Here is a 23,170-nt window from a genome sequence, read left to right on the forward strand (position 1 = left end):
GGACCTGTCACGTGAAAGCTCGCCGGGCGGTGAAGATCAAGGGATTCCAGGACGGGCCGCACAACACTGCCTGGAGCGCGCGATACATGGAGATCACTGACCAGGCGCCGGGCAAAGCCGGGAACGTGCAGCGGCCCGGACTCTGACTGTTTCGGAGGGGAAATGATCACAGTATTCAAACGCAGGCTGGCGAGGTTCGCGGCCGTCGTCGCGGTCGCTGTTCCCGCGACCGTCGGCGCGTCCCCGACGCAGGCATCGGCGGCACCGGCGACGGACACCGTGCAGCCACTGGGAACGTGCACGTTGGTGTTCTGCGGCAGAATCAAGAACTCGGGCTCGTCCGACGGTGATTTATGGATCATCGACAACTGGCCCCCGGAGAACGCTTCCGGTGCGTTCCTGCGGCCCGGTGAAACGTCGACGAAGTATTTCAAGGACACCGACGGCGTGTACATCCCCACCGGGTGCAAGGGCGTCCGCGACTGGGCGCCGGACTGGTCGGGCGGCGCCTGGTACAAATTCTCCAACCTGTTCGACGAAACCGTCCGCCTTGACTGCTGAACACTGACCGGCGACGCCATGACAGAGGGCTCCGCGCCCGTGGCGCGGAGCCCCGCGAAGTCTGCTCTGGCGCTCGGGTACTCATCGCTGGACTGACCCAGGCGGGCCTGGTGACGCCCCGTAGGTCAGGTGATCAGCGCCGGACGCCGTCGCCCGGTTGTCTTGCGTCCGAGCCGCCAGACCCAGCGCCATCCGGTCAGGACGGCGACCATCGTGCCACTGAGCGCCAGCGGGATCGCGATCGCGGTGGGCCCGTCGAAGTGGGCGGTGGTCAGCACGATGGCCATCGCCCAGATCTGCATCAACGTGAACGGGACGGCCACACACGCGGCGAGGTAGCCGCGCCGCCATCCTCGCGGGTCCGGTGCGGGAGCGTACGGGTCCATGATGTACACCTCCTCGTGAAGTCATCACTGATCATGAGACCGCACGCGGAGGATTTGATCTGCGTCATGTGACACACAGATCCACATCGCGGGTTCAGCCCAGGTGGTGCCGGCCGTGGCGTCCGCACAGTGCCCAAGCAGGCCGGCGTCGGCCGAAGACGCAGGCCTGCTTGGGCACGAGATGGTGCTCAGCCGGAGGCGGGACGGGACTTCTTGAACGTCTGGGACAGCGGCCAGAGCAGCCACACAGCGGCCACAATGGACATTGTCGGGATGGTTTCCCGCCAGAGCGCCACGGTGTGCTCCGGGGTGCTGACCACGAAGATCAGGAAGGCCATCACGCCGCAGGCGATCGCGTGCGCCAGCATGAACTTGCCCCACTCACGCCACTCGTAACGAACCCGGACCGAACCTGCCTTCGGTGGCTTCACCGGCGGTGGCCCGTCGGCGAACCTGTGCGCGAACCGCTGGTCCGCCCAGCGCATCATGCTGTGTCCAAACGCGACACTGACGCCAAGGTACACAGCGGCCAGCCCGTGCACGGTCGACGCCGATCCGCCTTGCCTGAGGTCGACGACCGTCGCCGCGAGCAGAACCACGTCCACCAGTGGTACGCAGATCAGCAGCACCGTGCTGGTTCGCCGCCAACGCAACAGATATCTGGCGACCAGGCCGGCGCCGAGCACCACCCAGAACCCGATCTCACACGCGAGGATCACCGTCACCATAAGCATGTTCCCAGTTTGTGCGAGCACGGCCGGAAAATCGTCATCCCTTCGTACGACGGTGCGACGACGGCAACCATGCTTTGATCGGTGTTGTGTTCGTGAGTGAGGCGGTCACGCGCTACCGGCGAAGTGGTTGGTGGGACGTGGTCATCGCCCTCGTCTTCTTCGCTGTCGCGCTTGTTCTCTACGCCACAGATCTGTATGCCTTGGTGCCGCAGGAACAACTGCCGCTGGGGTTGCTGATCACGCAGTCGGCGGTGCTCTGTGTCGCGCAGATGCTCCGGCGCAGGGCACCGTTGGTGATGCTGGCCATCGCGACCGGCATCCTGCTCGGCAACCTCAGCTACGGCCTCCCCATACCAGTGATCATCGTGTTCGTTTACCTGTTGGTCAACGCGACGTTGAGCACAACGCGGCGGGGGAGCCGGTTCATTCTGGCAGGCGCGATCGTCACGGTCCTCACCGTCGGCGTGGCGGACGTCGGTGTGACGGGGGACTGGCGGCACGGGTTCTTCACCGTGCTCAACGTCTTCAGCCTGTTGATCGTGCCGGTCTGGTGGTCGTTCAACATCCGCCAGCACGACGAGATCCTCGAGGCCGAACGGGCGAGTTCTCGTCAGCTGCACCGGATCGCGGAACTGGACCGGCGCACCGCGGTCGCCGACGAGCGTGCCTGGATGGCGCGCGACCTGCACGACGTGGTCGCCGGGCACCTTTCGGCGATCGCGATCCAGGCCGAGGCACTGCTGTCAGTGGCCGACCGTGATCCCCAGCTGGTCCGGACAGTGCTGAAGTCCGTGCGTGAGAACAGCATCCAGTCGCTCGCGGAGATGCGGGCGATGATCGACGTGCTGCAGGCGGACAACGGCGAGAAGAGCCCCCGCACAGCTCCGGCCACGCTGGCCGAACTGGACAGGCTGGTCGACTCGGCGCGGGCGGGCGGGCTGGTTCTGGAGATCCGGCGCGCGTTCGGTGATCTTCCGGTGGCCGTGGACCTTGCCGCGTACCGGATCGTCCAGGAGGCACTGACCAACGCGTTGAAGCACGCGTCCGGCGGCAGCGCCGCGGTCGAGGTGCGTGTCGAGGACACGCATCTGATTGTCGAGGTGACCAACGACCTGACCGGGCCTCCCGGTGCCGGTGCCGGCACCGGCCTGGTCAGCATGCGGGAGCGAGCACACGCCGTTGGCGGGGATTTCCAGGCGGGCCCGTGGTCCGGCGGCTGGCGGGTGCGAGCGGTGTTGCCCCTAGGACAACCCATGGAGGAGTGGCGAGTTGATTCGGGTACTGGTCGCGGACGATCACACGGCGAACCGCGCCGGACTGGTGCGGGTCCTGACCGGGGCTGACGGTGTCGAGGTCGTCGGCGAAGCAGGCGACGGCGCCGAGGCTGTGCGAATGGCACGAATCCTCAAACCCGATGTCGTCCTGATGGACGTGCGCATGGCCGGCGTCGATGCCAGTCGCGTACTCGTCCGTGACGGCATCTGCGGTGTTCTGGTGCTGACGACCTTCGACGCGGACGTGTACGTCCACGGGACCTGGGCCACTGACCGAGTCCCCGGCTCAAGGTCCTGCTGAACCGTTTTCGGGCAGCTGAGCCAGCTCGGCGAGGATCTGCCGGCGCCGCGAATCCGCGGCGGCGCCGGACAGGGCCAGCAGGGCCTGCTGGAGGCGTTCACGCGCCAGTTCGTACTCACCGGCCTCGCGCCACGCCGTTCCTTCGTACTGGGCGGCTTCGCCTTCGATGCCCGAAAGGTTGCTGGCGGCGAACGCCTCCCGGGCACGGCCGAACGTCTCCGCCGCTTGCCGCCACTGTTTCAGTCCCGACAGGCAGTGGCCGACTTCCAACAGCACCATCGCGGTCATCCACAACCGCGTCTCGGCAGTGGCGTCGTCCCGGTGCCTGTCCGCCTCGGCGAGGAGATCATTGTGTACGGACAATGCTTCGTCATGGCGCCCCAACGCCTGCAGGACCCGGCCCAGCCGGTTGCGCAACGAGAGTCGCATCGACCAGAAGCCGAATTCGCCGGCCAGGTCACAGGACTGCCGCGCGTACTCGAGAGCCTCGGCAGGCCGGCCCATGTGCATCAGCGCCGCGCCCAGATACGCGTGGGCCCACGCCTGTTCGAGCCGGTCGTCCGCCTCGGTCGCGACCGCCAGCGCCCGCTGATGTGTGGCGTATCCGGTCTCGTAGTCGCCCATGCAGTACACCTGGGCCCACCCGAGGAAGTTGAGCAGTTTCGCCTCGTCCGGCCGGGTGCCGAGCGCGCGGGCGGCCTCGACACCAAGCCGGAAGACCTCGTCCCAGGGATTGCGCATCGACCAGTTGTCGGAGTACCAGTGCATCGCTTTGGCCAGCTCGAGCACGTCGTCATGCCGGCCGAGCCGCGCGGCCTCGCGCTGTGCCGCCATCCAGTTCGACTGCTCTCGTTCCAGCCATCCGGCCGCCGCGTCGCGGGACGAGAATTCGCCAGTTTCCAGCGCGTCCGGATAGAACACCCGCGCCGCGGCACTGGCGGTGCCGAGCAGATGGCCGAGCACGGCGTGGGTCAGTCGTTCCCGTTCCGCGGGTTCTTCCTCGTCGGACATCCGCTCGCCCGCGAAGAGCCGGATCAGGTCGTGGAACTGGAACCGGCCCGGGGACGGGGAGGCCTGGAGCAGGTTGGCGTCCACCAGGACGTCGAGAGTGACGCGTGTGTCCAGCTCGGTGACGCCGGTCGCCAGCTCGGCGAGCTCGGCGTCGAAGTCCGCACCGGGGATGACGCTCAGCCGCCGGAACACCAGTTGCGCGGCCGCGGACAGGCGACGGTAGGAAATCTCGAACGCCGAGCGCACCTGCAGATCACCTGCGGACAACGAACTGAGCCTGGTGCGCTCGTCACGCAGTTGCGCGGTCAGATACGCCAGCGTCCAGTTCGGGCGGGTGGCCAGCCGGTTGCCCGCGATCCGCAGCGCCAGCGGGAGACGTCCGCACAGCGACACCAGTTCCGCGGCCACGGCCGGTTCGGCGGCTACCCGGTCCCGCCCCGCGATCGTCGCCAGCAGATCGACGGCGTCCCGCTCGGTCAACGGGTCCAGCCACACCCAGCGGGCCGCCTCAAGGCCGGCGAGCGTCCGGCGGCAGGTCACCAGCGTCAGGCAGCCCGGGACGGTCGTCAGCAACGGACGGACCTGCTCCTCGTTCGCGGCGTTGTCCAGCAACACCAGCACTCGGCGGCCGTCGAGCCGCATCCGCAGCAGGTTGGACTGCTCGGTCTCCGACATCGGGGCCTCGGGCGTGGGCACGCCCAGCGCGCGCAGCAGCCGGTCGAGCGCGACGCGGGCGGCGATCGGCTGATCGTCCATGCCGCGCAGGTCCACGGCGAAGCAGCCGTCCGGGAACTCCGGCCGTAACTGGTGCGCCGCCGACACCGCCAGCGCGGTCTTGCCGATCCCGGGATGCCCGATCACGACCACCGTTCCGCCCGCGGCCGCCTCGTGGCGAATTTGCGCCAGCTCCCGCTCGCGGCCCAGCAAGTCCGGGATTTCCGGCGGTAACGCGCACAGTGCCGTTACCGCCGTGGGTCTCGATGTGCGGCGCCTGCTGTCCTGGGCGACGGTGAGGAAAACCTGCCGCTCACTGCCTGTCAGTCGCAGGGCGTCCGCCAGCGCCTCCGCCGAGCGCCGCTGGGCGGCTTGTGCGTGCCCACGCTCCAGGTCCCGCAGCGCTCGCACGCTGACTCCCGACGCCGCTGCCAGGTCTTCCTGGGTCAGGCCCGCCCCGAGACGGTGCCGGAGCAGGAGTCTGCCGAGGGCCGATGCCTTTTCGTCTGTTCTGTCCACCGACGCTCATTCAACCGGCAGAACCGGGTGAGGGCAAAACTGCCTCCCTGTTCTGCCTGGTCGTCCAGGCGTCATGTCGGTTGGGTGAGCGTGTGGTCACGTTCTGATGTCCGGCCGTCAGGCGCCCGGCGCCATCCATACGGGAAAGGGCCTAGCTGTGCTCGTCGATTTGGTCACCATGAAGGGCGCCTGTTACCGAATCGTCCGGAGGGTGTCAAGCTTGAGATGTCCGGGCTTGTGGTTTTAGGTTGATTCGCTGGTGAAGTGTTTGTATCCTCACGGAGTGTCATACCGGGATTGTTGATGGACTGTGAAGTATGTGTTCGACCGGGGAATCGGCACGTGCCAGGGAAGTGGTCCGGCGTATGTGTGATCAAAGGCGAGGAGTTTGTCTTCACGAGTGTGGTTCGATCTTTCGGCTGATCGGCGGTCTTTTGTCAACACGTAGACCGGCCGTCGGGTATGTCACGGGGCGACCTTAGTAGTCCTCTTTGGACATTGGAAGACCTGCGGTGATCATGGTGACGCTGGGGTTCCATGGTCCGGTGTGCCCGGCTGGAGAACACGCTCGACCGGCATAGGCGCGGTATTTCTTGGGGCATTTTCAGCGCTGCGTCGGGCGTTCGTGTTTCTCGCTTCAGGTGGTGTTCGGCCGCGCTGGCGGCCGGATGCGGACACCACGATAAGACTGGGGCTGACAAATAGGGGGTTCTGTGTCCTTTTCTGCTCCCGATCGGAGTGATCCGGGCGAGCGGCCGGCCAGTGGGACGGCAGTGGATCGCACTGCGGAACCGTGGGAGTTCCGGTCCTTGTTGGACGATTCTGGTTTATGTGTGATCGTCCTCGACGGATCGCTGCGGATACGTGACGTCAACGCCAATTTCGAACACGGGTTCGGCTGGCGTGCCGCGACCCTGCGGGGACGCGAGATCCTGCACGTCGTGCACAGCAGCGCGCACCCGCGCCTGGGCCGCCGGCTCGCCCGGCTGGCCACGGGCGCGCTGACCAGCGTCTGCGAGTCCGTGCTGGCCGCCCGGCCCGACAGCGACCCGGTCCCGGCGGTCCTCATCGCGACCAGAGTCCCGGCCCATCCCGGCCGCGTAGGTCATGTGGTCCTGGTGCTGCACCCCGCGCCGGTCGGCCGGTCCGCTCCCCGTGAACCGCGGACCTGGCGTGGCCACTGGGTGCTCAGTGAGCTGGAAGCCCGGATCCTGGAATGTATCGCCGCGGGCATGTCCTCGGCCGAGACCGCCGCCACGCTCTACCTGAGCCGCCCCGGCGTCGAGTACCACGTCAAGGCCATGCTCCGCAAACTCGACGCCCCCAACCGCACCGCGCTGGTCTCCCGCGCCTACTCCTTGGGCCTGCTGGCCACCAGCGTATGGCCACCCAAGGTCGAACCCGAGTACGTCAGATCAGCCGACCCGTGATCCGGCCGGCACAGCGGACCGGGCAGGACCCCTGGTCCTGCCCGGTCGCGAGGGTGCGTTCAGCCTTGGTCGGCGGCCAGGGCTTCGAGCTGCTTGCGATCGCATTTGCCGTTGCGGTTGAGCGGGAAGCGTTCCAGCACCACCACCCGGTTCGGTTGTTGGAAGACCGGAAGCGCCGAGCAGATCCGGTCGCGCCAGTGGTCGTGGCCGCGCTGCTGTTCGTCTTCGACGAAGAAAACGAGCGTCGAACCCCGGCGTTCCGACGGCAGCGCGACGATCTTGGCCACGCACCCGTTCGCGGCGAGCTCGTGCTCGATGATCTCCGGGTGCAGCGTGTGCCCGTTGCGGTGCACCGCCATCTTGCGCCCGACGATGAACAGGTTGCTCGCCGCGTCGAGGTAGCCGAAGTCGTTGGTCTTGTACCAGCCGCGGTCCACGGGATCGAGGTCGCCGTCGGCGTTGAGGTAGCCCTCCATCAGATCGGGGTCCAGCACCTCGATCTCGCCTACCTGGCCGGCACCGAGCTCGACACCGTCGTCGTCGGTGATGCGGATCTTGAGTCCGTCCACCGTCTGACCGGCACCGACCGGGTTGTCGATCGTCGCGAAAGCCACGTTGCCCATCTCGGTGCTGCCGTAGCTGTCCAGCAACGGCATGCCGAACACGTCGACAGCGGATTGGACGAGGCCCGGGTCCAGTGGCGCGGCACCGCTGCACAGCATCCGCACCTGGCCGAAGTCGTGCACGGCCTCACGGCGTTTGCTCACGATGTTGAGGATGCTGCGGTACGTCGAAGGCGTCGCGTCCACGACGGTCGCGCCGCTCACCCCGGCCATCCGCAGTGCGCGGTCCACCCGCCGGTACGGCGCGATCACCAGCGAACAGCCGACCAGCCATGAGATCAGGACCATGGACAGGCCGTACTGGTGGTTGAACGGCAACAGCGGCAGCAGCACGTCGTCGGCTTCGTGGCCGACGAGGTCGGCGTTGCGCCGCAGGTTCTGCAGGAACCGGCCGCCGTTTTTCACCACGCCCTTCGGGACTCCGGTCGAACCGGACGACCACATGATCAGGCTGTCGGGCAGGTCGCTCCAGGCGGAGAAGTCGAGCCGCGGCGCTGCTGGCGGATGCCCTGCCGCGGCCACGTTCAACGCGTACAGCGGCAGCACCGGTTCGCCGGGCTCGACGGGGGCGTCGTCGTCCGCGATCACGAACTTCACCCTGGCCTGCTCGCGGATCTGCCGGGTCTGTGCCGGTTTCTCCTGGTGGTCCACCAGGACGACGGAGGCGCCTACGTGCATCAACGCGTACAGCGTGGACACGTAGGTGATCGAGTTGTCCGCCTTGAGCAGCACCCGATCGCCGAGCCGGACGCCGTGACCGGACAGCACTCCCGCGATCCGCAGCGAATTCTGCTCGAATTCGGTCGACGTGAGTACCGAATCGACCCCGAACATTTTTGCGGACATCAGTGTCGAACTCCTTCCGGTGGGACCGGGTTCGCACCCGTCGGGAAAGGCACTACCGGCGCGCGGGCGGGCGGATCGGTCAACGGTGCGGATTCAGGTTATGAGGGATTCGGGATCGCAGACAGCGGCGCGATTCCATGGCCGGGTCACCGTCCGGTAATTCCAGGGACCGTTTTGCCGGTGGCTGATAACGTGCGGTCAGGTGTGCGGTCGGAAGGGAATTCACTGATGAGAATCGCCTGCTGGCAGGCTCAGGCACGCGTTTGTGACGTCGCCGCCGCGCTGGACGGCCTGCACGTACGTGCCCGCGAAGCCGCGGCCGCCGGAGCGCGCATGATGGTGACGCCGGAGATGTCGCTGTCCGGCTACCACGTCGGCCGGCGGCGGTTGCGGGAACTGGCCGAACCGGAAAACGGGCCGATGGCCGACAGCGTCGGGCGGATCGCCGCCGAGTGCGGTATCGCCATCGTGTACGGCTGGCCGGAGGCTGACGGGGACCGGGTCTACAACTCGGTGCGGATCGTCGGCGCCGACGGAACCGGGCTGGCCACCTATCGCAAGACTCACCTGTTCGGCGACATCGACCGGTCGAGCTTCGCCGCCGGGGAGATCGGGGTGGTCCAGGCCGACGTCGACGGTGTGACGATCGGCCTGGTCATCTGCTACGACGTGGAGTTCCCGGAACTGGTCCGGGCGCACGCGCTGCGCGGAACCGAGCTGCTGGTGGTACCGACCGCCCTGATGGCCCCGTGGAGTTTCGTCGCCGAGACGCTGGTGCCTGCCCGTGCCTTCGAAAGTCAGCTGTTCATCGCCTACACCAACTGGACCGGCCGGGAGCGCGAGCTGGAGTACTGCGGGCTGACCAAGGTCGTCGGACCTGACGGCCGGACCGTGGCCGCACTGGACGCCGGGACCGCGGACGGTCTCCTGGTGGCCGACCTGCGCCTGCCGTTGATCGCCGAAGCCCGCGCCGAGACGGCCTATCTGGCCGACCGGCGCCCTGAGCTGTACTGACCCCGTGCCGGGTGGGTCCGGCTCGGGACCCACCGGGCGCGGGGGTCAGATCTCGATCGGGGCCAGTTCGTCGAAGACGTCGCCGGGACCGGGATTGCTCGGGTGGGTGGCACCGCCGAGGTGGTGCACCACGCCCCAGACCGCGTTCAACGCCGTGGCCACGGCGTTCTCCGCGAAACCGCCGAGCCACGAGATGTCGTCGCCCGCCATGAAGAAGCCTTGGTGCTCGTCGGCGAACCCGTCCTGCATGAAGTGGGTGAACAGGGTGCGTTGATAGCGGTACTGCCCCGGGAGGTTGGACTTGAACGCGCCCATGAAGTGCGGCTCGGTCTCCCAGGTGACGGCCACAGGCGGTGCGATGATGTGCGAGCGGATGTCCACGTCGGGATAGATCTGGCGCAGGGACGCCAGAACCACCTCCAGCCGCTCCTCGGCGGTGAGCGTGGCGACCTTCATCGAGTCGTCGTTCCACGTGTACGACAGGCACATCACCCCGGGCTTGTCCGGCCCGTCGTCGAACAGGTAGACGCCGCGTGGCAGCCGGTCGGTGAGTGTCATGCCCATGATCTCCCGGCCGGTCCTCGGATCACGATCACGCCAGAACGGCCGGTCGGTGAGCACGAACAGTTTCGACGAACCCATGTAGTGGGTCCGCTCGACCGCGATCCACGCCTCCGGCGGCAGCAGATCGGCGTCGCATTCGACACGGGACAGCAGAATCCAGCTCTGCGCGGTGAAGACCGCCGCCGGGTACGCGCGTACCCGGCCCGAGAAGTCCTCGATCAGGTACTCGTGGCCGCGGCGGCTGATCCGGTTCACCCCGGGCATCGGCCGGCCGCCGTGCAGCGAAGCCAACGAGGTGCCCTGCGGCCAGTGCACGGGCTGCTCCGGTTGATGCGTCCAAAGCCCCGCCGGGATCTGCTGACTGCCACCGATGATGCGGTACTGCTTGTCGCCCGCCTCGGTGTAGATGACCCGCAGGACGTCGAGCACGGAGTTGGGGAAGTCGGTGTCCCACCCGCCGCACCCGAAGCCCACCTGGCCGAAGATCTCCCGCTGCTCGAAGGAGGAGAACGCCGCCGTGGTGGCCAGGAAGGCGTAGAAGGACTGGCTTTCCAGCTCGCGCACGGTGCGGTTCCACATGGCTTTGATCATGGGAATGTCGCGGCGGGCCATCGCGCCGGCCATCACCGACAGGTCCGCTTTCTCGTGCAGCGCTTTCGCCCATGCGTCGGAGACCTGCTGGAACGGCATGGGCAGGTCTTCGGCGGTGCGCGCCCAGTGGGTCTCACCGCGCAGGTTGACCACCGTCATGGGCGTGGCGGGCGACAGCGGGTTGGGGAACGGCTCGGCCCGCAGGCCGAGCTTGTCCACGTAATGGAACAGCACCTCCGAAGCCGAGAAGCGCATCGAGCCCAGTTCGGCCCTCGGTTCGGGATGGCCCTCGAACCCGACCGTCCGCATGCGGCCGCCGAGTTGCTGCTCCGCTTCGTACACGACCGGCCGCAGGCCGAGTTTCATCAGTTCGTAGGCGGTCACCAGCCCCGAGATGCCCCCGCCGATGACGGCCACCTCGGTGCCGTGCCGGTGTGCCGGGACCGAGCCCAGCCCGGCCCGGTGGTTCAGCCAGTCGCCGTAGGCGAACGGGAAATCCGGGGACAACGCCGCCGTTGTCGGTATCGGATGTTGGTCGGTACTTGTCGTGGGTGAGCCCATAATGTCGGACCTCAGCGATTTCGTCGGACCTCAGCGATTGCTTTTCCAGTCGTGGTGGTCGACGGCGAGGCGTGAGACAACGCATTCGCACCGCATGGCACCACGCGTTCCCGTGCCAGGAACCGTCCTGGTTCATGGGAAAAACGACACGGTGATCAAAACATAGGCCGCAAGCCGGTCCACCGGTAGCGGGTGAAATCCTCGTCCCGGCCATTCGCCGGCAATTCGCCGGATGGAACGAGTGCCGTCATGACAACGGCGTGCCGCCCGCGGTGCCCTGTTCCTCGACGGCATCCTTTTCGATGACCTTGGGAACGCCACGCAGCGACCTCAACGCGATGAGGGCCAGGACAGCCATCACCGCGGCGCTGAAGACCATGCTCACCTGGATACCGTCGACGAACGCCGTCACCGCGGCGTTCCGGACGGCGGCGCCGATCGTGTCCTGCAAGGCGGCGGCCACCGTGAGCGCTTCGTAGAACGACTCGTGGACCTGCTCGGCCATCGGCGCCGGAACACCGGCGGGCAGCACGAGTTGCGCCCGGTATATCCCGGAGAGCACGCTCCCGACCACGGCGATGCCAAGCGATCCGCCCAGCTCGTACGCGGTCGCCGACACCGCCGCCGCGGCACCGGCGCGGCTGCGCGGGACCGTGCCGAGGATCGTGTCGCTGGTGACGGTCAGCGTGAGGCCGGCGCCCGCGCCGAACGCCACCTGAGCGACCATCACCAGCGCGTACGGCGAGTCCGCCTCGATCAACGCGAACACCGCGAATCCCAGCACGGCAAGGCCGAGACCGAGTGCCACCGAGACCGACCGGCCGAACCGGTTGACCGCCCGCGCGGCCAGCAGGCCGCCCGCCAGCATGGCGGCCAGCGCGCTGGGGATGTAGGCAAGCCCGGACTGGATCGACGACCACCCGCGCACCAGTTGGAAGTACTGGCTGATGATCAGCCCGAACGCGGCCAGGGTGAACACCGAGATCAGGTTCGACCCGACGGACGCCGCGAAGCCGCGATCAAGGAACAGCCGCAGGTCGATCAGGGCGACCGGCAGCCGGAGCTGCCGCCGCGCGAACAGCGCCAGCGCGGCCACCCCGAGCCCGAGCGCGGCCAGGACATCGGCGTGCCACAAGCCCGTGTAGAAGGCGCCTTTGACCGCGTAGACCACCGCGACCACGCCGATCACCGAGAGAACCACACTGAACAGGTCCAGCCGCAACGGTTCCGGTGTGCGCGACTCCGGCACGTACTTGGCGGCCACCAGGATCAACGCTGTGACCGGCACGTTCACCAGGAACACCGAACCCCACCAGAACGAGTCCAGCAGCAGTCCGCCGACGATCGGCCCGATCGCGAACCCCGCCGCCGAGACGCCCGCGCTGGCGCCGATCGCGGCCGTGCGGGCCTGCTGTGTGGTGAACACCGCACGCAGCAACGACGAAGTCGCGGGCAGCACCGCCGCGCCCGCCACACCGAGCAAGGCCCGCGCCACGATGAGCAGTTCGGGGGTCGGCGCGTACGCCGCCAGCACCGAGCACGCCGCGAACGCGATGGCGCCGTAGACCAACACCCGCCGACGCCCGAACCGGTCGCCGAGGTTGCCCATGGTGACCAGCAGACCGGCCATCGTGAAGCCGTAGATGTCCGCGATCCACAGCACCGACTCGCCCGAGGCGCCGAGCTGTGTGGTCAACGCGGGAACCGCCAGGTACAACACGGTGACGTCGACCGCGATCATCAGCTGTGCGAGGCACGCCACGAAGATCGTCGCGGCGCTCACCAGTCGGCTGGTCACGCGCCGACCACCCGTGCACTGTCCACTGTGTACCCCCTGCTCTCCGTGTCCTTCTGTGTCTCTCTGTGTCTCTCGTGTCTCGGCGTGGCGGTCCTCACCAGTTCACTACGGTATCGACCTGGAGTGGCGACGCCGCGCTGGCTCTTTCCACGTGCCGCCCATCGAACGGCAACCCCGCCCGGAATCCGGATATCTCCTCGCGAGCAGGGACCACGGCGCGTTCCCTCCCGGTTACCCGTCGGTGGAACTGTTCTGTGGGGACGTCCAGCCCTGCCGCGTTAGCGTCACCAGCGAGTTGTTACCGACACACGTTGAGGTTGGGAAGTGCGCGGATGAGCGAGGCGGATTGTGCGCGGCCGCTCGGCGTGACGCGGCAGACGAACAACCAGGCGGTGCTCGACCGCCCGGCGCAGCGGTTCCTCCGCGACGCCCCGGCAGGCACGGGCAAGCTTGTCGAACGTGACTCGGTCCTGGCGGAGCTGGCCCGGCTGCTGACCGAAAGCGCCTGCGGTCACGGCAAGGTCGCCGTGATCAGCGGGGGAATCGCGGCGGGCAAGACGGCTCTGCTCGAAACGTTCGAACAACACGCGGTATCCGCCCGAGCGACACTGCTGCACGCCTGCGGTACCCCCACCGAGCAAACCCTGCGCTTCGGTGTGGTCGAACAGTTCTTTCGCGGTACGACCGGATCGGCGGTGGCCAGGCTGGTCACCGATCTGATCGCGTCGCCGTACGGGAGCGAGTCGCCGGACGAGGACTCGGAATCCAGGATCGCGCACAGCGTCTGTGCCGCGCTGCTCGACCTGGCCGGCGAACAGCCGCTGGTGATCAGCGTCGACGATCACCAGTTCGCGGACCATGCCTCCATCCGTGTGCTGACGTACCTGCTGCACCGCATCGGGTCGGCGCCGGTGATGCTGGTCTTCGGCCAACGCACCGGAACGTCGTCCGGGCTCGTGCCGGAGGCGTTGCGGCATCCCGATTCCCGGCTGTTCACGCTGCCACCGCTGTCCCAGGACGGAATCGGCCGGCTGCTCGCCGATCGGCTGGACGTCAAGGCCGCGCCCCGGCTGGCACCCGGATGTCATGCACTGACCGGCGGCAATCCACTCCTGCTGCACGCGCTGATCGAGGATTGCCGTGCGCTGGGCGTCGACGGGATGAGCGAGCCGGTGGCCGGGCCGGCCTTCGCCAGTGCGGTGCTGAGCTGTCTGCATCGAGGCGGACCGCAACTGCAGCGGACAGCAAGGGCGATCGCGGTGCTCGGCGAGCTGGCCACTCCCGCGCTGCTGGCCAGATTCCTCGGCGAACGGCTCTCCGTGGTGAGCGACACGCTGGAAGCGCTGGAACTGGCCGGTTTGACCGCCGGTTCCCAGTTCCGGTACGGCCGCGCCCGTGCCGTGATCCTCGGCGAACTGACCGCCGCTGAAAGGTCCACACTGGACCTCCGGGCGGCCAGGCTGCTGCATGCGGACGGGGTGGCGCCCGCGGAGGTGGTCGGGTATCTGCTCGATGCCGGTGAGGCCGAGGAACCCTGGGCGGCCGGAGTGCTGCGGGCCGCGGGCGACCAGATCCTGACGCATGCCGAACGGGCACTCGCCCTCGGCGAGGTCGGGGATGCCGTCCGGTACCTCGAGTCGGCCAGCCGCTTCTGCGGCGACGGGCGTCAGCGTGCCACGCTCACCGCGCGACTGGCCAGGTTCCAGTGGACCGTCAGCCCGGCGGCGGCGAGCCGGCATCACGGCCCGTTGCGGGCGGCCCTGCGGCAGGGGATGCTCACCGACGGTGAAGCGATGCGGCTGGTCCGGTCGCTGGCTTGGCACGGCCAGCCGGGGGAGGCCGTGCGCGCACTGGAAACCGTGACAGGGCCGCCGGACCCGGCGGAGCGAGACCTGACCGGGCGATGGCTTGCCCGTTGGCACCCGCCGCTCTTCGCCGCGGCGCAGCGCAATGGATTGACCGAACCGCTGCGAGCCAAGAACGTTCGCGCCAAAACGTCATCGACTGACTGCGACAACACGGCAATGGTCGACCGGACCGAGCAGGTGCTGCGGGAAAGCCGGGTCGGGGACACCCCGCCGGAATCAGTGCTGTCCGCGTTGCGGGAACTGCTTGCCGCAGACCAGCCCAAGCGGGCGATGTACTGGTGCGAGGACCTGCTTCGCGACGCTGAGCGTCAGCACGCGACGGCGTGGTGCGCGGTGTTGACGGACCTCAGGTCGGCGATCAATCTGCGGCTCGGTGAACTCGCCGACGCCGAACGCGACGCCTGCGACGCCCTGTCGCTGCTGTCGGTCCGGAGCTGGGGAGTGGCGATCGGGTCGCCGCTGAGTCATCTCGTCCTCGCCACGACCAGGATGGGCAAGTTCGACGAGGCCGAGCGGGCGTTCACCCTGGCGATCCCCCGTGCGATGGGGCACAGCGGCTACTGGCTGGAGTATCTGGTCGCGCGCGGGCATTTCTCGCTCGCCACCGGCCGGCCGCATGCCGCGCTCGACGATTTCCGGACGGTGGGCGATCTCGCGGCCTCGTGGAACCTCGATGATCCGGTGACGTTGCCGTGGCGCGTGGAGATGGCGCGGGCACTGGCCCAGCTCGGCCAGGCCGACCGGGCGACGCACCTCATCCGGGAACAGCTGGCCATGCTCGGATCGGCATCCGGCTGGATGCGCGGAGTCTCGCTCGGTGTGCTCGCTTCGGTCGCCGATCTCCCCCAGCGGCGGGCCATCCTCGACGCGGCCGTGGATCTTCTGCAGACCGCGCAGGACGGGTATCACCTCGCGCACGTGATCACCGAACTGGGCCGGGTCCGGCACCGTGAAGGCCGGCTGACCCGGGCGAGGCAGCTGTGGCACCGTGCACTGCGCCTGGCCGAGCGCTGTCACGCGCATCCGTTGCGCCGCGAGGTGTTGGCCTGCCTGGGAGCACTGAACACGGATGCCAGGCCGGGCGGTCCGCGGGACGTGGACGGCAGTCCGGCACTGAGTGCGGCCGAGCGGCGGGTCGCCGAACTGGCCGTGTCCGGCCGGACCAACCGTGAGATCGGGCAGACGCTGCACATCACGCTGAGCACCGTGGAACAGCATCTGACCAAGGTGTACCGCAAGCTGAACATCAAGCGGCGAAGCGAACTGCCGGCTGTGTTGCCCGTGTGACCGGCCTGGTGAAGCGGATCTCGACCTACTGAAAAGGTGTGCACCCCGATGACTGGGCAAAGCGAAGCACAGCGGACGGCCGTGGTGTTTCCCGGGATGGGCAAGTTCGATTTCGGCAGCGCGGGCCGGTTCCTCGTGCTCGACCGGTACGCGCGCGCCCGGCTTTCCGTCGCCGACGAGGTGCTCGGCCTGTCCGTGCTGGGCCGGTTCGACACCGAGGACACGGCCTACTCGGAGTACGCGCAGCTGGCCTTCGTGATCGCCTCGCTCGCCGCGGCGGACCGGGCCGAGGACCGGTTCGGGATGCGGCCGGAAGTCTGTGTCGGGGCGAGTTTCGGCCAGAAGGCGGCGGCCGCGTACACCGGCTCGCTGGATTTCGTCGACGTCGTCCGGCTGACGGTCGACCTTGCCCGGTGCGAGCGGGAGTACTTCGCCGCCGAGTACGCGGATGTGGTGACACACGCGGTCTACCGGGTGCCGGACGAACCGTTCCACGGACTGCTGGACGAGATGCGCGCCCGCGGCCAGTGGTTCGAGATCTCCGGGACGCTGGATCGCGGCTTCTACATGATCTCCCTGCGGGAGTCCGCGCTGGAGGACTTCATCCAGGCGGTACGGGATCTCGGCGGATACTCGATGTACACGATGCGCCCGCCGGTGCACGCGAGCGCGTTCGGCGCGTTGCGGGCGAAGGCGGAGGCGGAGGTCTTTTCCCGATACCGGATCGAGCCGCCCAAGCTCACCGTGGTCTCGGACGCCGACGGCGCGGTGGTGAACTCCGCCGACGCGATGCGCACGATGCTGCTCGACACCTTCGACCGGGCGATCCGCTGGCCGGACATCGTGGGCACGCTGGCCGGGCTTGGCGTGGACACGCTCTGGTTCACCGGTCCCGACGACATGTTCCACCGGCTGGACTGCACGGTCCGCAACTTCGACGTCGTCGCGATCAACCCCAGGAACGCACTGCGCCCGGGTTCGCCGAAGCGGAAACTCCGCACGGCCTGACACCCGATGACCTTTGAGAGAGCAGACATGAACGAACTCGGGAACCAACGGCTCGTCGAGGACCTGCGTGGACTGCCGGCGTCCATGCAGCACCGGATGCTGCTGGATCTGGTGCGTACGCACGCGCTCGCGGCACTGCGCAACGTCCGGGGCGACGACGCGCGGGAGGAGTTCGGCCCGGACCTGGCGTTCACGGACCTGGGATTCGATTCGCTCGCCGCGGCCGACCTGCATGTCCGGCTGGCCGAGGCCACCGGTCTGCGGTTGCCGGTCACCGTGGCCTTCGACTATCCCACGCCGGCGATCCTGGCCAGGAGGCTGCGTGCCGAACTGCTCGGCGAGAACGCCGCGGCCGAGCCCCCGGTTCGTTCCGTGGCCGACGCCGATGACCCGATCGCGATCGTGGGCATCGGTTGCCGCTATCCCGGCGGGGTCACCGACCCGGACCAGCTGTGGCAGGTGGTGGCCGAGGGCCGGGACGTCATCGGCCCGTTCCCGGCCGACCGTGGCTGGGACCTGGACGGGATGTTCGACCCGGACCCGGACGCCGCGGGCAAGAGCTACGTCCGTCACGGCGGATTCCTCTACGACGCGGCGGAGTTCGACGGCGAGTTCTTCGGCATCGGCCCGCGTGAGGCGCAGGCCATGGATCCGCAGCAGCGGCTGGTGCTGGAGACGTCCTGGGAAGCGCTGGAACGAGCCGGAATCGACCCGACGTCCCTGCGCGGCAGCCGGTCCGGCGTGTTCTTCGCCGCCGAGCCGCAGGAGTACGGGCCGCGCCTCACCGATGCCGAGGGGATCGAGGGGTACCTGTCCACCGGCAACACGTCCAGCTTCATCGCCGGGCGCGTCGCGTACACCCTGGGATTCGAAGGCCCGGCGTTCACTGTGGACACGGCGTGCTCCGGTTCTCTTGTCGCGCTGCACCTGGCCGTTCGTGCGTTGCGGCAGGGGGAATGCACCATCGCGCTCGCCGGTGGCGTCGCCGTGCTGGCCGCGCCCGGCACATTCCTGTCCTTCTCCCGGCAACGCGGCCTCGCGCCCGACGGCCGGTGCAAGCCGTTCTCCGCGGACGCGGACGGCACCGGCTGGTCGGAGGGTGCGGGCGTCTTCGTGGTCGAGCGCCTCTCCGACGCGATCCGCAACGGACACCCGGTGCTCGCCCTTGTCCGTGGCTCGGCGATCAACTCCGACGGCGCCTCCAACGGCCTCACCGCACCGAACGGCCCTTCGCAGCAGCGGGTGATCCGCCAGGCACTGGTCGACGCCGGCCTGACACCGGACCAGGTCGACGCGGTGGAGGCGCACGGTACCGGCACCACCCTGGGCGATCCGATCGAGGCGCAGGCACTGATCGCCACCTACGGCGGCGACCGGTCCACGCCCTTGCGGCTGGGCTCGATCAAGTCCAACATCGGGCACACCCAGGCCGCGGCGGGGGCGGCAGGCGTGATCAAAATGATCATGGCGATGCGGCACCAGACGCTGCCTCGCACGTTGCACGTCACCGCGCCCACGCCCCACGTGGACTGGACGGCGGGCGACGTGGAGTTGCTCACCGAGGCCGAGCCGTGGCCGGAGAACGGCCACCCACGCCGTGCGGGGGTGTCCTCGTTCGGTTTCAGTGGCACCAACGCCCACGTGATCCTGGAACAGGCACCACCACAACCCGTGCCACCGTCCACTGTCGACCAGGTTCCGGTCCTGCCGCTGCCGGTCTCCGCGAAAAGCCCGGAGGCACTGCGCGCACAGGCCGACCGCCTGAAGTCCATAGTGGACGAGCAAGTCTCCCTGACCGACCTGGGCCACGCCCTCGGGACCACCCGGGCGCACCTGGATCACCGGGCGCTGCTGGTCGCGGGCGACGTGCCGGAGCTCAGCCGTGGTCTGGACGCCCTCGCCGCGGGGCAGCAGGTCCCCGGAGTCGTCCAGGGGCGAACCACGTCGGCTCCGGTCGGATTCCTGTTCACCGGAGGTGGTTCCCAACGGCTGGGGATGGGCCGGGAACTGTACGACACCTATCCGGTGTTCGCCCGCGCCTGGGACGAGATCTGCGCGGAGATCGACGTTCATCTGGACCGGCCACTGCTCGACGTGGTGTGGGCGGAGCCGGGCAGCCCGCAGGCCGCGCTGCTTGACGAGATCGCGTATCTCCTGCCCGCGTTGTTCGCCATCGAGACAGCCATGTTCCGGCTGCTGGAATCCTGGGGCCTGCGGCCGGATTTCCTGCTCGGGCACTCCACCGGTGAGATCGCCGCCGCGCACGTGGCCGGGGTGTGGTCGCTGCCGGACGCGGCGGCGGTGATCACCGCGCGCGGCCGGTTGATGCAGCAACTGCCCCGGGAAGGCGGGGCGATGGTCTCGGTGCAGGCCGCCGAGGAGGAGGTCGTCGCGGAACTCGGGCCGTTCGACGGACGGGCAGGCATCGCCGCGATCAACGGCCCGAGCTCGGTGGTGCTCTCCGGCGACGAGGATGCGGTCACGGAGGTCGCGGCCACGTTCGCGGCCCGTGGGCGCAAGACCAAACGGCTGCGGGTGAGCCATGCTTCCCACTCGCCGCGAATGGACCCGATGCTGCCGGAGTTCCGGATGGTCATGCGGGTGATGTCCTACTCGGCCCCCAGAATCCCGGTGGTGTCCGCGCTGACCGGCCGGATCGCCACCGCGGCGGAGCTGGGCTCGCCGGACTACTGGGTGAACCACGTTCGCGGTTCGGTCCGGTTCGCCGACGGCGTCCGCACCCTGGCCGCCGAGGGCGTACGGACGTTCGTGGAACTCGGGCCCGACCCGGTGCTGTCCGCGATGGCGGCGGAGTGCGTGCCCGGCGAGGACTACGTGTTCGTGCCCGCCCTGCGCCGCGGCCGCGCGGAGGCCCGCGAGATCACCGGTGCCCTGGCCGGAGCGTGGGTGCGCGGCGCCGACGTCGACTGGACCGGGGTGTACGGCGAATCGGCCCGCCCGGTCCGGCTTCCGACCTACGCCTTCCAGCGGCGCCGGTTCTGGCTCGACAGCGCTGCGCCCAAGCTGGACGCGCCGGGACTCGGCCAGTCCGTCGCCGGGCATCCGCTGCTCGCCGCGGCGGTCGAGTCCGCACACGCCGGCACGTGGTCCTTCACCGGGCTGATCTCCCAGCGTGCGCACCCGTGGGTGGCCGACCACGCGATCAACGGCATCGTTCTGCTGCCTGGCACCGCTTTGGCCGAACTCGCCCTGCACGCGGGCGACCGTGCCGGTTGCCCACGGCTGGCCGACTTGACCATGCACAGTCCTGTGACAGTCCCCGAAACCGGGTCGATCCGGCTCCAGGTCGAGGTGGGCGCCGCCGATGAGCGGGGCGACCGGCAGGTCGTCGTGTCCTCCCGTCCGGCGGACGACTCCGCCGATCAGCCGTGGACCCGGCACGCCACCGGGGTGCTCAGCACGGACACCGTCCACAATGGAGCTGAGCTCCGTGCTTGGCCGCCCGCGGGTGCCGAACCGGTCGACATCGGCGATCTGTACGACAGCATGAGCCGGCGCGGATACGGTTACGGCCCTGAGTTCCAGGGCCTGCGCGCGGCCTGGCGTCGTGGCGACGAGGTCTTCGCCGAGGTCGCCCTGCCTGAGGGCGCCGCAACCGGCGACTTCGCGTTGTCCCCGGCCCTGTTCGACGCCGCGCTGCATGCCATCGACCTCGGTGATTTCGTGCCGACCGACGGCCCGCCCTGGGTCCCGTTCGCGTGGACCGGTGTGAGCCTGCACGCCGCCGGTGCCCGTGCGCTGCGGGTGCGGCTGTCCAAAGCGGGGGAGAACACCGTCGCGGTCGACCTCGCCGATCCGACGGGCGCTCCGGTCGCCTCGGTGGCCGCGCTGGTGTCCCGGCCGGTCACCGAACAACTCGCTTCGGCCGGGCAGGCCGTGGTGGCCCAGTCGTTGTTCACCATGGACTGGACGCCCGTCTCGCCGGGTACGCCGACCGGTGAATGGGCGTTGCTGGGCGACGGCGACGTGCTCGGCGTCGAAGGACTCACGGTGTCCTGCCACACCGAGCTGTCCGAGGTCGGTACGCCGGATCTGCTGGTGGTGCCGTGGGAGCCGGAGGGAACCGGGCCGCGGGCCGCCCGCACTGCCGTACAGCGAATCCTTGGCTTGCTCCAGGAATGGCTTGCCGACGAACGGTTCGCGCGTTCTCGGCTCGCCCTGGTGAGCTCCGGTGACGATCTGGCCACCGCGGCGGTCCGTGGCCTGGTGCGGTCGGCACAGGCGGAACACCCAGGCCGGATCACGCTGATCGACGTGGACTCCTGGGCGGCGTCCGGCTCGGCCATCGCCGGTGCCGTGGCGTGTGGGCAACCTGAAGTCGCGATTCGCGGCGGCGAGCTGCGTGTTCCGCGACTGGCCAGGGCGACTGGCGAATCCACTGTGGACTGGGATGCCGACGGAACCGTTCTGGTCACCGGCGGCCTCAGTGGCCTTGGCGCGTTGGTCGCCCACCATCTCGTTCAGCAGCACGGAGTACGGCACCTGCTGCTGGTGAGCCGACGCGGCTCACAGGCACCCGGCGCGGAGGAACTGCGTGCGGAGCTGAGTTCGCTCGGCGCGACCGTCACCGTTGCGGCGTGTGATGTCTCGGACCGGGCCGCTCTTGCCGAACTGCTCGCCGGAATCCCCGCCGAGCATCCGTTGCGCGCGGTGGTGCACGCGGCGGGTGTCCTCGACGACGGGGTGCTCGCGTCCCAGACGCCCGAACGTATCGACCGCGTGTTCCAGCCGAAGGCGGACGCGGCCTGGCACCTGCACGAGCTGACAGCTGACCTGGACCTCACCCGGTTTGTGCTGTTCTCCTCCACGGCGACCATGCTCGACGGTGCGGGACAGGCGAATTACGCGGCCGCCAACATGTTCCTCGAAGCGCTCGCCGCGCGCCGGCGGACTGCCGGTCTCCCCGCCACCGCGGTGGCCTGGGCCCTGTGGGACATCGACAGCGAGATGACCGGCGGCCTCGGCGAGGCCGGGCGGCGCAGGTTCGCCCGCTCGGGTTTCCCGCCGCTGGCGCCGGAGGAGGGCCTGGCCCTGTTCGACGCGGCGCTGGCCACCGGCGAAACCACCGTGGCGGCGGTACGCATCGACCAGGCCGCGCTGCGGGGCCGCCCCGGCGGGGTACCCGCCCTGTTGACCGGTGTGGTCCGGCCACAGGTCCGACGGGCCGCCGGAACCGGCGCGGTGGCCGAATCCACCGAGTCCTTGGCCGACAGGCTGGCCACGCTCTCCGCCCCGGCGCGGCGGCGGACTCTGCTCAACTTGGTGCGGTCACACGTGGCCGCCGTGCTCGGTTACGACAGCCAGGACGCGGTCGACGCCAACCGAGGACTGCTTGAGCTCGGTGTCGATTCGCTCGCCGCGGTCGAGTTGCGCAACCGGCTGGGCGCGGCCGCCGGCATGACCCTGCCGTCCACGCTGATCTTCGACCATCCCACCAGCCAGGCCGTCGCCGACGAGCTGGGCCGCAGGCTGGTCACCGAGGATTCCGGCGGGCCCGGTGGGCTGGAGGCCGAACTCGGCCGCCTGGAGGACCTGCTGGGCGCCGGGGCGTCGGACGGCGAAGAGCACGAGCGTGTGGCGGCCAGGCTGCGTGGCCTGCTCGCCGCGTGGGACGGGAACCGGCGGCCGGACGGGCAAGGGCCCGTCCTGGATTCGGCGACCGCCGAGGAACTGTTCGAGATCCTGGACAACGAACTGGAACCACGGGCCTGACGTGGTTACCGGTTGATTCCCGGCCAGTGGATTGCTCGTCTTGTGCCGGATTACCGGCCGTGATGTCCTGATACGGAAATCGCGGGTTCCCGCGCGAAAAGGGAATCCCGGCGTTCTCGGACTGTGGTGCTGTCGCGGTGAATGATTCGGCGGGTTCCGGCCTGCCGCTGCCGTGCGCCGGTGTGGCGTTGGCAGGTTCGGTGTCTTTCGGCCTTGCTGACATGAGGCCCTCCGACCGATTCAGTGGAGTGGAGACGGTGGCGAACAACGAGGAAAAGCTGCTCGACTATCTCAAGCGGACGACCGCGGAGTTGCGTGAGACCCGGGCGCGGTTGACCGAGGTCGAG

13 protein-coding genes and 3 pseudogenes are annotated in these 23,170 nt (G+C 68.8%); 10 read left to right on the forward strand and 6 right to left on the reverse strand.

Translation table 11 applies throughout. The features are described 5' to 3' along the window. Positions 1 to 11 precede the first annotated feature (11 nt). Positions 12 to 146 (forward strand): hypothetical protein, encoded by a 135-nt coding sequence (locus GC106_RS48905; RefSeq protein ID WP_281368589.1) that lies wholly within the window; start codon positions 12 to 14, stop codon positions 144 to 146. Between the two features lie 16 nt (positions 147 to 162). Continuing rightward, a complete protein-coding gene (locus tag GC106_RS23875) occupies positions 163 to 561 on the forward strand; it encodes a hypothetical protein (protein WP_173134777.1) in 399 nt (132 codons plus the stop codon). A gap of 125 nt (positions 562 to 686) precedes the next feature. On the opposite strand, the gene GC106_RS23880 is transcribed toward GC106_RS23875, so the two are convergent. Both GC106_RS23880 and GC106_RS23885 read right to left on the reverse strand, forming a co-directional pair. Then, the gene (locus GC106_RS23880) at positions 687 to 947 is read right to left on the reverse strand and encodes a hypothetical protein (protein ID WP_173134780.1); all 261 of its coding nucleotides are present in this window, start codon (positions 945 to 947) and stop codon (positions 687 to 689) included. 188 nt (positions 948 to 1,135) lie between these two features. Next, on the reverse strand, positions 1,136 to 1,681 hold the full coding sequence (locus tag GC106_RS23885) for a hypothetical protein (RefSeq protein ID WP_173134783.1): 546 nt from the start codon (positions 1,679 to 1,681) through the stop codon (positions 1,136 to 1,138). 92 nt (positions 1,682 to 1,773) lie between these two features. On the opposite strand from GC106_RS23885, the gene GC106_RS49410 reads away from it, so the two are divergent. Next, on the forward strand, positions 1,774 to 3,024 hold the full coding sequence (locus GC106_RS49410; RefSeq protein ID WP_312872807.1) for a sensor histidine kinase: 1,251 nt from the start codon (positions 1,774 to 1,776) through the stop codon (positions 3,022 to 3,024). Further along, positions 2,951 to 3,211 (forward strand): annotated as a pseudogene (locus tag GC106_RS23895) (response regulator); the annotation flags it as partial. The gene GC106_RS49410 and the pseudogene GC106_RS23895, both read left to right, overlap by 74 nt. 30 nt (positions 3,212 to 3,241) lie before the next feature. Here GC106_RS23895 and GC106_RS49415 read toward each other — a convergent pair. Further along, positions 3,242 to 5,500, reverse strand: coding sequence for an ATP-binding protein (locus tag GC106_RS49415; RefSeq protein WP_173134792.1), 2,259 nt, complete (start codon positions 5,498 to 5,500; stop codon positions 3,242 to 3,244). A 773-nt stretch (positions 5,501 to 6,273) separates the two neighbouring features. On the opposite strand from GC106_RS49415, the gene GC106_RS23905 reads away from it, so the two are divergent. Beyond that, positions 6,274 to 6,930, forward strand: a complete 657-nt coding sequence (locus GC106_RS23905) for a helix-turn-helix transcriptional regulator (protein ID WP_312872808.1) — start codon at positions 6,274 to 6,276, stop codon at positions 6,928 to 6,930. Between the two features lie 59 nt (positions 6,931 to 6,989). Here GC106_RS23905 and GC106_RS23910 read toward each other — a convergent pair whose 3' ends face one another. Continuing rightward, positions 6,990 to 8,399 carry a class I adenylate-forming enzyme family protein gene (locus GC106_RS23910; RefSeq protein WP_173134798.1) on the reverse strand — a complete coding sequence of 470 codons (1,410 nt, stop codon included), beginning with the start codon at positions 8,397 to 8,399 and terminating at the stop codon, positions 6,990 to 6,992. A 228-nt stretch (positions 8,400 to 8,627) separates the two neighbouring features. On the opposite strand from GC106_RS23910, the gene GC106_RS23915 reads away from it, so the two are divergent. Continuing rightward, a complete protein-coding gene (locus GC106_RS23915) occupies positions 8,628 to 9,413 on the forward strand; it encodes a carbon-nitrogen hydrolase family protein (RefSeq protein WP_173134801.1) in 786 nt (261 codons plus the stop codon). 45 nt (positions 9,414 to 9,458) lie between these two features. Here GC106_RS23915 and GC106_RS23920 read toward each other — a convergent pair whose 3' ends face one another. Together GC106_RS23920 and GC106_RS23925 are read right to left on the reverse strand one after the other, a co-directional pair. After that, positions 9,459 to 11,129, reverse strand: a complete 1,671-nt coding sequence (locus GC106_RS23920) for a flavin monoamine oxidase family protein (RefSeq protein WP_173134804.1) — start codon at positions 11,127 to 11,129, stop codon at positions 9,459 to 9,461. A 247-nt stretch (positions 11,130 to 11,376) separates the two neighbouring features. Continuing rightward, positions 11,377 to 12,927 carry an MFS transporter gene (locus GC106_RS23925; RefSeq protein WP_173134807.1) on the reverse strand — a complete coding sequence of 517 codons (1,551 nt, stop codon included), beginning with the start codon at positions 12,925 to 12,927 and terminating at the stop codon, positions 11,377 to 11,379. A gap of 332 nt (positions 12,928 to 13,259) precedes the next feature. Between GC106_RS23925 and GC106_RS23930 the strand changes: the two genes are divergently transcribed. The 4 genes and pseudogenes from GC106_RS23930 to GC106_RS49990 all read left to right on the forward strand — a co-directional run. Continuing rightward, on the forward strand, positions 13,260 to 16,082 hold the full coding sequence (locus tag GC106_RS23930; protein WP_173134809.1) for an ATP-binding protein: 2,823 nt from the start codon (positions 13,260 to 13,262) through the stop codon (positions 16,080 to 16,082). A 48-nt stretch (positions 16,083 to 16,130) separates the two neighbouring features. Next, a complete protein-coding gene (locus GC106_RS23935; protein ID WP_217280865.1) occupies positions 16,131 to 17,090 on the forward strand; it encodes an ACP S-malonyltransferase in 960 nt (319 codons plus the stop codon). A gap of 51 nt (positions 17,091 to 17,141) precedes the next feature. Continuing rightward, positions 17,142 to 22,823 (forward strand): annotated as a pseudogene (locus tag GC106_RS23940) (type I polyketide synthase); the annotation flags it as partial. A 221-nt stretch (positions 22,824 to 23,044) separates the two neighbouring features. Beyond that, positions 23,045 to 23,161: pseudogene (locus tag GC106_RS49990) on the forward strand (polyketide synthase docking domain-containing protein); the annotation flags it as partial. Between the last annotated feature and the right edge of the window lie 9 nt (positions 23,162 to 23,170).

This window comes from Kibdelosporangium persicum, assembly GCF_013280595.1.
Lineage (GTDB): Bacteria > Actinomycetota > Actinomycetes > Mycobacteriales > Pseudonocardiaceae > Kibdelosporangium > Kibdelosporangium persicum.